Raw genomic sequence first — 13,639 nt, forward strand, 5'->3', positions numbered from 1 at the left:
CGAGACCGCCCTGTGGTGGACATGCCCGCAATCCATCGAAGCAATCAGCCGACCTCGCGCCGACGCCGTCGAAACACCGATCGACCAGGTGATTCAGTTCGTTTCGATGACCTCGGTCACCGGGCGGCGCGGGGTGGATTCCAAGGGTGCCGCGGCGTGCGGCATGACGCCGACTCGGATCATGACGTGCGGATAGGCGCATTCCTGCAGGACCGTGGTGCGGATCTGGTCGCGGAGATCCAGCATGCCGAGAGGTTCGGATTGCAGGCTCGTCGCCAGGCCGAGGTAGGTGGCCTGCAGCAGGATCGCGCTCGTTGCCTGACCCGCGCGCAGTTGGGAGACGCGGTTGTCGTGCGGGGTGCACACGACCAGCCAGTGGGCGGAGTCGGGCTCGTCGGTGTACTCGGACAGTTCCGCTTCGGCGAACACCCGCACCGGTAGTTCGTCCGATGAGCGTGCGACGGGTGCGTTGCGGGCGGGTACGCCGTTGGGCTCGCCGTGGCAGCCGCTCCACTGCTCCAGTTCCGCCAGGTAATTCGTGTCGGTCGCGTGCCGGGCGGCGGCTCGGTGCATGGGGGCGGCCAGTTGCGAGAGCATGCTGTCGGGGACGTGCCGGGCCGCGGCCCCGAACGGGGCCGCGCATCGCGACACCGCACGCAGGTCGCGCGTGGGCACCGGCGCGCCGGGATAGCGGCGCCGATCGGATTGGCGCAGGTGGATGGCGGCGGCCAGCCGGATATCGCGATCCGACGGCGGACGCGGGGTGAACCTCACCTTCGCGAGGTGGTCGGGTCGATCCGGGTCGGGCAGCCGATCGATCTCGGCCTGCCAGCCCAGCATGGCGAACGCCACCTCGAGATGATGCAGCGCGGCGCCGCAACTCACCACGAGAGCGCGTGCCAAGGGGTCTGTCGCGGTGACCTGACGCCCGAAGTCGGCGAACAGATCGACGCGGCCGCGCTGGATCCGCCAGCGCCACGGTTGGGTGTTGTGCACCGAGGGCGCACGCACCGCCAATTCGAGTGCGTCTCGGCACGTTGTGATGCTCGGCATGTCTCGCCAGTCTTCCTTCCTGTGCAGGTCGGCGTACTGCGGCTGGACTCGACCCTAGGTGGCGAATCTGAGAAATTACACAGCCGGAGAGACCTCGGTCGGGACGCTGGTGGCCGCTGCCCAGTGCAGCAGGCAGTCGCGGGTATCGAAGTGCCGCACGTCGCCGGCACCGAGGTCGACGGTGATCCATCGGTGGTTGACGTCGTGATCGATGCGCTGCCAGCTATCGCAACCATCGCGGTCGCAGTGTCGAGCCAAGGCCATCGGAACGCTCCTACTCGTGATGCGAAGAGACCAGGATATAGGGGCATTCGATGTGGTCAGGACCACTCCTACGACTTCGGGGTCACAGCGAGTTGATGAATCCGCCGCACGCGTCCGTCGCCGGCGACGCTGCCGATCATGATCCATTCGATCCGCATGTGCCCGAGCTTGCGATGTTCGGCGTCGAGGCGGCACCGCGCGGCGAATCGGTGGCCGTCGACGAGCAGATCGTCGATCGTGACATCGACGGCGGTGACGTTCTTGCGGGCGGGCGACGCGTGCGCGATCAACCGGTCGCGGTCGAGCTCGGTGCCGTCGGTCTGCCAGATCACGTCCTCGGTCAGGGTGCGATCCACGATCGCGGCGGGGTCCTCGTCGGACAGGGCCATGTCGCGGGTGTAGTCGAGCACGAGTCGACGGGCTGCGCGTTCAGTTATCTCTGACATACCTGACAATTTTAAGTGGGCTGTTATCGTTGTCAATCGTGTCAGAGATAAGGCGGCGCCGTCAGCGCGTAGAGGTAGGGCGCAACCGGTCGGCGCTGGTCGCCGCCGCGATCCGGGTCCTGGGCGAGCATCCGGAGGCGAGCATGGCCGAGATCGCCGCCGCGGCGGGGGTCACCCGCCAGACCGCGTACGCGCACTTCGGTACCAGGGAGATGCTGCTCGCGTCGGTGCGCGACGAACAGAGCCGACGCGCGCTCGACGTGCTGGAAGCCGCCGACCTCGGCACCGGCACCGCCACGGCGGCTCTCGACCGGCTCCTCGCCGCCGTCGCCACGATGCTGGCCGAACAGACGCGATTCGACTTCTCCGACAGCGACTCCGCGGCCGACGCCGCACGCCACGTACCGGTCGAGGAAAACCTCGACGCGCTGATCCGGCGCGGCCGCGAGACCGGAGAATTCACGACGGATCTGTCCACCGAATGGCTCGTCGCCGCAACGATCGCGCTCGGCCACGCGGCGGGACAGCAGCTGCGTGGCGGCCGGGTCGACGCGGCCACGGCGGCCACTCAGTTCCGATCGTCGGTTCTGCGCCTGTACGGCGCCGACTGACCGGGCTCGGTCGAATACCGAGCCCGGTCCGCCGAGTACTACGCGGGCAGTCGCGCCTCGATCGCGTCGATGATCCGCGGACGCAGATCCGCGACGCTGACGATGGCGTCCACCGAACCCACCTCGACCGCGCGCTGAATGTTGTGCACGCGGTCGAATTCCGCGGCCACATCGCCCAGCTTCTCCGCGCGCACCGAGGACCGTGTCTCGTCGAGTTCGGCACTCAGCGTCGCGCGGTCGGTGCCGACGGCATTGGCCACCCGGCTTTCCAGCTCCCGCACGCGCAGATCGGCCGCGGTCCTGGCCTTCACCTCACCGGCGAACACCACCGCGGCGGCCGGCGCGCCGCCGAGCACCGAGGCGAACGATCCTTCGAGCGCGAGCACCGTCATGTTCGGGTTCAGCGCCTTCGAGAACACCACGAACGCACCGCCGTGGTAGCGCGAGATCACGCAGAACACGATGGGTCCGTCGAAATTCACAATGGCACGGCCGATTTCGGCGCCGTACTCGAGCTGCAGCTTGCGCATCGACTCGGGCGAGCCGTCGAAGCCGGACAGGTTCGCCAGCACCACCAGCGGCCGGTTACCGCTGGCCGCGTTGATGGCCCGTGCTGCCTTCTTCGACGAACGCGGGAACAGGGTGCCCGCGGTGTAGGTGTCGGGTCCGTCGGTGGACGGGAAGCCGCGTCGCGCCACATTGCGTGACTCGATTCCCAACAGGCACACCGGGATTCCGCCGAGGTGCGCGTCGTGCACCACCGCGGTCTCGGCGTCTGCCATCCCGGCCCAGCGCTCCAGGACCGGGTGGTCCTGGTCGGCCAGTGCCCGCATCACCGTGCGAATGTCGAAGGGCTTCTTGCGATCCGGGTTGGCGTGAGCGGAGAAGATCTCGCCGACGGTGGCGAAGCTGCTGTCCGCCAGCACATGCGGGAAGCTCGAGATGTCGCGGTCGACGGGATCGCCGGTCGCGGCCCGGCGCGGCGCCTGCTCCCCCGGGGCGACGTAGGTGTGGTCGTAATGGGCCATCAGCACATCGCGGGCGGCGGACAGGTTCGGCGCCCAGTACTGCGCCTGCCCGTTCGGGCCCATCACCCGGTCGTAGCCGCCGATGCCGAAGTTGTCCTCGGCCGAGACACCGCCGGAGAAGTCCAGCGACTGCTTTCCGGTGAGCACCATGGCCGAGTCGGGCGTCATGACCAGCACACCCTTGGTGTGCATGAGCATGGTGGCCTCGGCATTCCAGTACGGCTGCGCGCCGACGTTGATGCCGGCGACCACGATATTGATCTCGCGACCGTCCTGGGTGAACTCGACGATCCGCTTGAGCGCGGCCGCCACCCAGTCCATGTTCTCGGTACCCGAGGACATCGAGATCCGCGCGCCCGAGGACAGCGCGTACCACTCGAGCGGCACCTGCAGGCTCTCGGCCAGATCCAGCGCGGCGATCACCCGGCGGCATTCCGGCTCCGAGAGCGCGCCGAGGGACTTGGTGGGGTCACCGAGCAGCAGCACTCGGGTCACGCCCTGCGGATGCTGCGCGGTCGCTGTGGTCACCACACCGGCGACGATCGCCGCGGTGTTGTGGCCCTTGGGCCGATCGACCGGCACCAGCGCATGGTTCGCGTCGAGATCGTATTCGGCGAAATCGCCCAGCAGCGACGTCAGTTCGTACGGGTACACGGTGTTGCGGGCCGCGGCGCGCAGCACCTTCTGCCGGTATTCGTCCAACGGCTCGACGGGTTCGTCGGTCCGTTCGCCGACCGTCACCTCGGATCCGCCGTCGGGACGGAACGAGATCCGCACGCCGACCTTGGTGAGCTCGCCGGTCTCGGGATCGCGCTGGCGGGCGATGAGCAGGATCTCCTCGAGCCCGGCGCCCGCGGCCGTCGGCAGCACGTGGCCGCCGATGGTCTCGAGCTCCGCGCGGGTGACATCCATGTGCGGCCAGATGTACATCACGATGCGGTTGGTGTTGAGCCGCTTGGCCGAGGGGAACCGCGACTGGGCCCGCCGGATCGAGTCGACGCAGGTGGCAATGGCGCTCTCGGCGGTGGGCAGGGCGACCAACCGGCCGTCGTGATCGCGCAATGCCGCGAGGTCACGGACCTGGGCGAAGGCGATCAGGCGCTCGTCGGAGGGGTTCTCCTTGGCCACGCCGCGGAACAGGTAGACCTCTTCGTCCGAGGACGGCAACCGGGTGAGGTCGAACTTGCGCAACCGCTCCAGCTGCATCCGCTGCGCGATGTAGGGGTGCAGTCCGCGGATCAGCCGTTCCTCGGCCATCCCCGTCACCGACGGACGGAAGGTGAAGTGGTGGTGCATGACCGAACCGCCGCTGCCCGCGACGGTGGCGGTGATCCGGTGCACCTGATTCGGTACCGGGTGCGCGCCCAGCACCTCCTGCAGGGCCGCGGCCATCGCGTCGAAGTCCTCGGGCTGCGATTCCCAGCTGAGGTAGATGTCGGCGTCGATGGAGACGGCGCCGCTCGCCAGTTCGGCGAGCCCGTCCAGTGCGGCGTCGAGCTTGTCGAAGCCGACGGCGGTCGAGACCAGCGTCGAACCGTAGCGTTCGGCCACGACGAACGTGGTGTCGCCGACCTGTTCGGTGCGGACGCCGGTGAGGCCCTTGTTGCCGTAGTAACGCCGGGTCAGCACCTCGAGCATCGAGGTGTGGTCGGGCTTGTCGCGCTCGAGCCGCTGGCCGAGCAACCGCACCAGGGGTTCGGTGCTGCGCACCATTTCGGCGATCCGGGCGCCGCGATCGTCGGCGGCCGGGTTCGCGTCCAGGTAGCTCAGGTGCTTGCGGACGTTGGTGTACACGCGAGCGCGGTTGCGGCGCAGCAGCGGCTGGCCGTACCAGGCGTAGACCAGACCGCGGGCGAGATCGGCGATCACCGGGAAACGCACCTGCGTCGCCGCGACGAGACGCTCGAGCGCCAGGCCGACGGGTTCGCGCAGCACCTGGTCGGGCATCGGCTCGGTCAGCCATTCGCGCAGCAGCGCGGTGACGACGGTGACGGTGTCGGTGGGCCGCTGCTGAGCGAGGAAGATCCGGAAGACCGCCGCTTCGAGGTCGGGCGTGCGGTCCAGCTCGGTGACGCCGTAGTGGCGCAGCGCCGTGCCGAGTTTGGCCTGGTACGACTCGGGGAGCCCGGCCCGCTCGACATCGAGACTCTGCAGGTAGGTGTGGAAGTACTCACGGGCGCTGTGGACGTGACCCTGGACGTGATCGTCGTCGGCCGACCGATTGTGGCTCAGCTCGGCGAGATCGGCGAACATCTGCACCAGTTCGAGCTCTTCGGCGAGCGGGCGCAGGCTGTCGGCGACGGCTTCGCGGCGGGCCGTGAGGTAGTCGTCGAGGACGCGGCGGTCGTCGTGCGGGTCCACGTCGAAGCCGAGCAGCAGGCTGCTCAGGTCCTGCAGGCCGCGGGCCACGCGCTCGTGGGCGCGCAATGGTGTTGCCGCGCTGGGCAGATCGAGCTCGACGGTGCCGGTGGTCTCGGCCTCGGCGGCTTCGTCGTCGTCGGCGAGCGGCTCGAGCCGCAGCAGCGGGGCGCCCGCTTCGACCTGGGTGCCGACCGAGACCGCGCATTCCTTCAGCCGGGCCCGGAACGGTGCGCGCAGCACCGTTTCCATCTTCATGCTCTCCAGCACCAGCACCGGCGCTCCGGCCTCGACCTCGGCGCCGACCTCGAGCGGCGTGCCGACGACCAGCGCGGGGGCGGGCGAGCGGACGACACCGCCCTCGTCGCGGCTGATCCGGTGAGTCACGCCGTCGACGTCCACCACATGGGTGGGTCCGTGGGTGCCGGTGATCAGGCGGTAGCGGGTGCCGTTGACGACGATCTGGCCGGTGTGGTGATCGAAACGCTCCAGATCGACATCGGCGGTGCGCAATTCGCCACCGGCCTCGATGCCGACGCGGAAGCGGTGCGCGCCGATCCGGGCCACGCGCACGCGATATCCCGCGCCACGCAGCTTCAGATCCAGCGGCCGTCCGCTCTCGTGCTGTACCTGCGGACGCCCGCCGGACGCGGTCGAGAGCAGTCGGTGCCGCTCGACCCGCTCGTCTTCCTCGTAGGCGTCGATCGCGGCCACCGCCAGCGCGACGGTGGAGTGCCGATGGGTCACCAGGCGGCCTTCGCCGCGTACCCGGTCGATCCAGCCGGTGTCGGCGCTGGCGTCGATGACCTCGGGCTGGTCGAGCAGATCGAGGACGAAACTCTTGTTCGTCGCGCCGCCTTCGATGACGACGCGGGTCTGGGCCATGGCCCGGCGCAGCCGGCCGAGGGCCTCGTCGCGATCGCGGCCGTAGGCGATGATCTTGGCGATCATCGAGTCGAAGTCGGCGGGGATCGTGTCGCCTTGGCTGACGCCGGTGTCGACGCGGATACCGGGGCCCGCGGGCAGATCGAGTCGCACGATGCGGCCTGGGGCGGGCGCGAAGTCGCGGTCGGGGTCTTCGGCGTTGAGGCGGGCTTCGATGGCGTGGCCGCGCTCGACGGGCGGCACACCCTCGAGCTTGATGCCCGAGGCAACCCGCAGCTGCGCGTGCACCAGGTCGAAACCGGTGGTGAGCTCGGTGATCGGGTGCTCGACCTGCAGGCGGGTGTTGACCTCGAGGAAGGCGAACAGCTGGTCACCGGGGTGGTAGAGGAACTCGACGGTCGCCGCGCCGCAGTACCCGACCGCGATCGCCAGGCGCTCGGCGGAGCCCTTGAGTTCAGCGGTCTGCTCGGCGCTCAGCACGGGAGAGGAGGATTCCTCGATCACCTTCTGATTGCGTCGCTGCACCGAGCAATCGCGCACGCCCAGCGCCCACGCGGTGCCCTGACCGTCGGCGATCACTTGGACCTCGACGTGCCGGGCGCCCGTGACCAGGCGCTCCAGGAAGACGACGCCGCTGCCGAAGGCGCGGGCGGCCTCCTGCTTGGTGCGCTCGTAGGCGTCGACGAGTTCGGCCTCGTTGGTGATCACGCGGATGCCGCGACCGCCACCACCGGCGGTGGCCTTCAGCATCAGCGGGTAGCCGATCGCGGTGGCCGCTTCGATGGCGTCTTCGACGGTGTCGACCGCGCCCCGGCTCCACGGCGCGACCGGCACGCCGACTTCCTCGGCGATCAGCTTGGCGCCGATCTTGTCACCGAGCTTGCGCATCGCCTCGGCGCTCGGCCCGACGAAGGTGACGCCGATGTGGTCGCACAGTTCGGCGAACGCGGGATCCTCGGCGACGAAGCCCCAGCCGACCCAGGCCGCGTCGGCTTTGGTGGCCACGAGGGCATTCTCGAGGGCTTTGAGGTCGAGATACGGGCGTGCCGAGGCCGGACCGAGGTCGTAGGCGATATCGGCTTCCCGGACGAAGGTGGCGTTCCGGTCCACGTCGGTGTGCAGGGCTACGGTTTCGATCGGTAGCCCGGTTGCCGCCGCCAGATCACGGACGGCATGGATGAGGCGCATAGCGGCCTCGCCCCGATTCACGATGGCGATACGGCTGAACACTCGCCGACTCCTTCCATTTACCCAGGACATCGTCCTGCGGGTGAGATTTGCAACTCCCGGTCCGTGCGCAGTCTGCACCCCCGTGCCCCATATACAAGCACCGTGCGCGGGTTACCGGCACGTAGCCAAGGCACGAGCGGCCGCCGAGCACCATACAACCTGACGAACGCGAGCGGCCGGAGGCGCTGAGATGACCGCTGGCAGGCGTCGCGATGCCCGCTGGTTGAACAAGTATCACCCCCGAGTGAGTGGACGGCCAAGGTCTGCGGTCCCGGACCATCCACTCACTGCGAAATCCTATCAATCATGTTGACCTACAACATATTCGAGGTGGCATCCCACCCGTCCCACCAGGTGCGGGACGTGGGCGGGCCTTCGGCTGTCATCCGTGCCATAACTACGCGCCCGAGATCGTGAGTTCTGCCAGTCGGCGCGCCGAATCAGTCGCGTCGGCACGCGGGCTTCTACCGTCGGGTCCGTGTCAGCAGACTCTCCCGGCAACGCCGCCGCCCCTTCCTATGACTACGACGTCTTGATCGTCGGATCCGGGTTCGGTGGCAGCGTCACTGCCCTGCGCCTGGTGGAAAAGGGATACACCGTGGGTGTCCTCGAAGCCGGTCGCCGGTTCGCGGACGCGGACTTCGCCGCGACCAACTGGGATCTGCGCCGGTATCTGTGGGCCCCACGGTTGGGTTGCTACGGCATCCAGCGCATTCACCGCCTGCGCGACTGCTTCATCCTGGCAGGCGCCGGGGTCGGCGGTGGTTCGCTCAACTACGCCAACACCCTGTACAAACCCGGATCGGCGTTCTTCGGCGACCGGCAGTGGGCCGATATCACCGACTGGGACGCCGAGCTCAGCCCCCATTACGACCAGGCCCGCCGCATGCTCGGCGTCGTGCGCAATCCGCACATGACTCCGGCCGACACGATCATCGAGTCGGTAGCCAACGAGATGGGAGTCGGTGACACCTTCGTGCCGACCCCGGTCGGGGTGTATTTCGGCGAACCCGGCCGGACCGCTGCCGACCCCTACTTCGGCGGCGTCGGTCCCGAGCGCACCGGCTGCATCGAGTGCGGGGAATGCATGACCGGCTGCCGTCACGGCGCCAAGAACACCCTCGTCAAGAACTACCTCGGGTTGGCGGAGCGGGCCGGCGCCGTGGTCTCGCCGATGACCACGGTGACCGCGATCCGGCCCCGACCCGACGGCAGCTGGCTGGTCGACACCGAACGCACCGGGAGCTGGATCCGCAAACACCGTGCCACCCGGTCGGCGCGACATGTCGTCCTGGCCGCGGGTACCTGGGGCACCCAGCATCTGCTGTTCCGCATGCGCGACACCGCGGTGCTTCCCGGGATCTCACCGCGACTGGGTGTGCTCACGCGCACCAACTCCGAAGCCATCCTCGGCGCCGGACGCACCGAGGTCGACCCCGCCGTCGACATCACCAAGGGCGTGGCGATCACGTCCTCGTTCCACCCCACGCCGAACACCCACGTCGAACCCGTGCGCTACGGCAAGGGGTCCAATGCCATGGGATTGCTCAACACCTATCTGGTCGACGGCGATCAGCGCCTGCCGCGATGGTCGCGGGTGCTGCTCATCGCCGGGCGACACCCGGTGCAGACCGTGCGACTGCTGCGCACCACCCGGTGGAGCGAGCGCACGCTGGTCCTGCTGGTGATGCAGAGCCTGGACAATTCGATCACCACCTACACCCGGCGCGGGGTGTTCGGCCGCCGGTTCACCAGCAAGCAGGGTTTCGGCGAACCCAACCCGTCGTGGATCCCGCCCGGGCACGAGGCGACCCGGCACGTCGCCGCGAAACTCGGTGCCACACCGGGCAGTACCTGGCCCGATGTGTTCAACGTCCCGATGACCGCGCACTTCATCGGCGGTTGCGTGATCGGTACCGATGCGAGCGACGGCGTCATCGACCCCTATCACCGGGTCCACGGCTACCCCGGTCTCAGCGTCGTCGACGGTTCGGCGATCTCGGCCAACCTCGGCGTCAATCCGTCACTGACGATCGCCGCCCAGGCCGAACGCGCGGCCGCGCTGTGGCCCAACAAGGGCGAACCGGATCCACGCCCCGCACCCGGCGATCCCTACCAGCGGATCGCCGCGGTGGCACCGAACGACCCCGTCGTGCCCGCCACCGCCACCGCCGCCCTTCGCCTGCCGATCTGGCCGGTCACCGCGTCCACCCACGAGGACCGCTGAGCTCGGTGTAGAGAATGCGATGAGATCGCCGGCCGAGACTTTGTGACCTCTCCCGCCTCCCCCGCTTATCGCGCTGCCACACCGTGATTCGACTACCGTCGCGCACAGCATTTGAGTTGGTTGGAAGGTGGCAGTAAGCGTGGTAAGTACCAAGGCGAAGCTCGACGGGCTGGCCGAGATTCTGGCGATCGCCGCGGAACCAGCAGGTGAGGCCGCCGTAGCGAAGCGAGCGAAGAAGGGCGTTCCGAGCGTTCGCGAGCGGATGAACATGCTGCTCGACCCTGGGACATTCATCGAAATCGGAGCGTTGGCACGTCAGCCCGGACAGCCCGATGCCCTCTACGGCGACGGACTGGTGACCGGTCGTGGGCTGATCCATGGCCGGACAGTGATCGTGATCGCTCATGATCCGACCGTGTACGGCGGGTCGGTCGGTATCACGGCGGCGCGCAAGTTCATGCAGGCGCTCAAACTCGCGTTCGACAACGGTTGCCCGGTGGTGACGATCAACGAATCCCCCGGCGCGCGGGTGCAGGACGCGGCCGGTTCACTCGCCTCGTTCGGCGATATGACCCGGGTTCTGGAGAAGCTGTCGGGCTATGTGCCGCAGGTGTCGATCATGCTCGGCAAATGCGCGGCGGGCTCGGTCTACGGACCGATCAATACCGACGTGCTCGTCGGCACGAAGGACACCTACATGTTCGTCACCGGGCCCGACGTAATCAAGGCCGTCAACGGTGAGGACATCAGCGCCGAGGCGCTCGGCGGCGCGGAGGTGCAGGCCAAACGTGGCACCCTGCATCACGTCGCGGACAACGAGCAGGAAGCCTTCGACTGGGCCCGCAACTATCTCAGCTATATGCCGTCGAGCTGCCTCGAACAGCCGCCGGTCGTCAATCCCGGCCTGGAACCCGACATCACCGCCTACGACCTGGAACTCGAGACGATCATCCCGGATTCCGATCGTGCGGGTTACGACATGCACGACGTCCTGTTGCGCCTGTTCGACGATGGTGAATTCCATGAGATCCGGGCGGCTTTCGCCCCGAACCTGATCACCGGGTTCGCCAGGGTCGACGGCTATCCGGTCGGCGTGATCGCCAATCAGCCACTGGTCCTCGGCGGGTCCGTCGACGCCGCGTGCTCCGACAAAGGCACCTACTTCATCCGGCTGTGCAACGCCTTCAACATCCCGCTGATCTTCGTCACCGATACTCCCGGCGTGCTGCCCGGCCTCGATCAGGAAGACGCGGGCGTGATCATCCGGGGCGGCCGGATGCCGCGCGCGATCATCGAGGCGACAGTACCGATCATCAGCCTGGTGGTGCGCAAGTCCTATGGCGGCGCCTACGGAATGATGGGCTGCCGTCAGGTCGGTGCCGACGTCAGCTTCGCCTGGCCGACCGCCCGGATCGCCGTGATCGGCGCCGAAAGTGCGGTCGACCTCGCCGCCAAACGCCAATTGGCCGCTGTCCCCGAGGAACACCGCGCCGCGGCGCGCGATTTCATGATCAACCAGTACAACGAGACCATCGCCACCCCGTGGGTCGCCGCCGAGCGCGGCTACATCGACGCGGTGATCGAGCCCTCACGCACCCGCCTCGAGATCCGGCACGCACTGCGCCTGCTGCGCGACAAGCCGCCGGTCAAGCCGGAGTTCAACCCGCGTAAGCACCCGCTCTACCCCATGTGATCAGCCCGCGCGCGAACTGGTTTCGCTCGGAGGCCGATAGAGCTCTGTTGATCCGGACCCGCGGTGGGCCCGGATCAACAGAGCGGCGCGCAGATGACACAGACCGGACACGTCGTTGAGGTCGAACCCGGTCATCTGGCCGATCCTTTTCAATCGGTAGTCGACGGTGTTCGTGTGGATGAACATCATGCGCGCGGTCCGTGACCGCTGCATATTCGTGGACATGTACACCTCGAGCGTGCGTAGTAGTTCCGGATGCGCTTCGAGGGAATCGACGATGGAACTCAGATAATCGCGCGCGGGGCCCGGCCGGGTCAGCTGATATTCGAAGGCCAATTCGTGCGGGCGATATACCTTGCTCGGACCACCGAACCGATGCACGATTTCGACGAGTTCATGGACTTGCTCGGCGGCGTGCGGGATTTCGGACGGCGTCGCCGACGTCGCCACCGCACGCACCGGCACCTGCGCCGCGGCGGACAGGTGCACGATCAGCTCATCCAATTCCACCTGGGTGAATTCGTGCGCGGGCAACAGTAGCGTGCCGCCGTCCACGCTCAACAGCGACAGCACCTTCCCGTCACAGCGGTCCGCCAGTTCTGCCTGCACGCGGCGCAATTTCCGTCGCGCGACGACTTTCGCGTCCAGAGTGGGATCGAATTCCTCTGCGTGCGGGGGGAGTTCGAGCGCCATCACGTGATAGCGATCGGCGACCTCGATGCCACATTCGCGCGCCATCGTCGACGTGTTCTGGCCGCCGAGCAGCGCCGATGTGAGGGTGTGCACCGCGGTGTGGTGCTCACTGTCCACCGATCGCAATTCGCGGACGTAGGCCACCGAGACCGCCGAGGTGATCATCTTCTGGGCGTCCATCAGCCGCCGAGCCACCCCGACCACGGTGTCGTAGTCATGATTGGTGACGTTGGTGATGACGAGATCGAAGCCCAGTTTGAAGCCCTCGTGCACGGCGTCGTGAATGGTGTCGATCGGGATTCCCTCGCGCGCCCAATCGGCGGCGGCGGCCTGTACTCGCTCGACCCGTCCCGGGATATCGCGGCCGTCGAGCATGCTCCTGGTCAGCTCGAGACAGACGCGGGTCACCGTGGTGACGTCTCCGTCGAGTGCTTCGCCGGGCAGCGTGCCGCACGGCACGACATTCTCGATGAAATGCACCACCATCTGGCGGGATATCGTCCGTACATCCTTCAAGGGGTTCGACACCGGCCGCCCCGAAACGGTCAGGAACGGCTCGATGGACGTTGCGCCAGCCATGATGAATCCTTCCCACCCAGATCACTGGGCAAGCCCCCAAACTACCGTGAACGACAATCCCCCGTCCAACCTTCACTTGTGACAAAGAGTAAGAGAAGGCTGGATCAATGATGCTTTCCGACAAAGAAACCCGCGGGCCTGCGGGTCCACAACGGTGCGGCGGTGGCGGATCCGAACCGGAGCCGCGCACATCTTCACTCCGTGAACGGTGTCGCCACCGCCGCATTTAGCCGTGTCAGTCGGTTACAGGCAGAAGCTGACCTCGAGCACCGGGAGCGGAAGGGGAACACACACTTCCACCGAACCCGAGACGGGCGCAGGCGCCGCGGCCGTGGCGGTGCCTGCGCCGATCGCACCGGCGGACAGCGCGATCGCGGCGACGGCGAGCGGACGGGAAATTCTGGAGTTCATACGGTCATCCTTATTTGCACTCTGTGAAGCATCCCAGCTTCGGGACATCTCGATCAGATCACGGCCACCACGCGGACCGCTATCACCGTGCACAGGTTTTGACGTTCCAATTCCCTTTCCGCGGAATTGTCATGGATTTCCACAACAATTTCCATCGCGAA

The 13,639-nt window shown here is 67.4% G+C and carries 9 protein-coding genes; 3 read left to right on the forward strand and 6 right to left on the reverse strand.

The window, feature by feature from the left end; translation table 11 throughout:
• Positions 1 to 93: 93 nt before the first annotated feature.
• The 3 genes from ACFQ9R_RS29235 to ACFQ9R_RS29245 all read right to left on the reverse strand — a co-directional run bounded on the left by ACFQ9R_RS29235 (position 94) and on the right by ACFQ9R_RS29245 (position 1,763).
• The gene (locus tag ACFQ9R_RS29235) at positions 94 to 1,053 is read right to left on the reverse strand and encodes an Acg family FMN-binding oxidoreductase (RefSeq protein WP_378995070.1); all 960 of its coding nucleotides are present in this window, start codon (positions 1,051 to 1,053) and stop codon (positions 94 to 96) included.
• Between the two features lie 75 nt (positions 1,054 to 1,128).
• Positions 1,129 to 1,317, reverse strand: coding sequence for a hypothetical protein (locus ACFQ9R_RS29240; protein WP_378995072.1), 189 nt, complete (start codon positions 1,315 to 1,317; stop codon positions 1,129 to 1,131).
• A gap of 68 nt (positions 1,318 to 1,385) precedes the next feature.
• A complete protein-coding gene (locus tag ACFQ9R_RS29245) occupies positions 1,386 to 1,763 on the reverse strand; it encodes a nuclear transport factor 2 family protein (RefSeq protein ID WP_378995074.1) in 378 nt (125 codons plus the stop codon).
• A gap of 38 nt (positions 1,764 to 1,801) precedes the next feature.
• Between ACFQ9R_RS29245 and ACFQ9R_RS29250 the strand changes: the two genes are divergently transcribed.
• On the forward strand, positions 1,802 to 2,374 hold the full coding sequence (locus ACFQ9R_RS29250; protein ID WP_378995076.1) for a TetR family transcriptional regulator: 573 nt from the start codon (positions 1,802 to 1,804) through the stop codon (positions 2,372 to 2,374).
• 38 nt (positions 2,375 to 2,412) lie between these two features.
• Here ACFQ9R_RS29250 and ACFQ9R_RS29255 read toward each other — a convergent pair whose 3' ends face one another.
• Complete coding sequence (locus ACFQ9R_RS29255; protein ID WP_378995078.1) at positions 2,413 to 7,875, reverse strand: carboxyl transferase domain-containing protein; 5,463 nt, start codon at positions 7,873 to 7,875, stop codon at positions 2,413 to 2,415.
• Positions 7,876 to 8,353: 478 nt separating this feature from the next.
• Here ACFQ9R_RS29255 and ACFQ9R_RS29260 point away from each other — a divergent pair, with 478 nt between their 5' ends.
• A complete protein-coding gene (locus ACFQ9R_RS29260) occupies positions 8,354 to 10,102 on the forward strand; it encodes an FAD-dependent oxidoreductase (RefSeq protein ID WP_378995080.1) in 1,749 nt (582 codons plus the stop codon).
• A 139-nt stretch (positions 10,103 to 10,241) separates the two neighbouring features.
• Complete coding sequence (locus ACFQ9R_RS29265; protein WP_378630165.1) at positions 10,242 to 11,795, forward strand: acyl-CoA carboxylase subunit beta; 1,554 nt, start codon at positions 10,242 to 10,244, stop codon at positions 11,793 to 11,795.
• On the opposite strand, the gene ACFQ9R_RS29270 is transcribed toward ACFQ9R_RS29265, so the two are convergent.
• Positions 11,796 to 13,067 carry a PucR family transcriptional regulator gene (locus ACFQ9R_RS29270; RefSeq protein WP_378995082.1) on the reverse strand — a complete coding sequence of 424 codons (1,272 nt, stop codon included), beginning with the start codon at positions 13,065 to 13,067 and terminating at the stop codon, positions 11,796 to 11,798.
• A gap of 243 nt (positions 13,068 to 13,310) precedes the next feature.
• Positions 13,311 to 13,478 carry a hypothetical protein gene (locus tag ACFQ9R_RS29275; protein WP_378995084.1) on the reverse strand — a complete coding sequence of 56 codons (168 nt, stop codon included), beginning with the start codon at positions 13,476 to 13,478 and terminating at the stop codon, positions 13,311 to 13,313.
• Positions 13,479 to 13,639: the final 161 nt, after the last annotated feature.

The organism is Nocardia sp. NPDC056541 (assembly GCF_042794235.1).
Taxonomy (GTDB): Bacteria; Actinomycetota; Actinomycetes; order Mycobacteriales; family Mycobacteriaceae; genus Nocardia.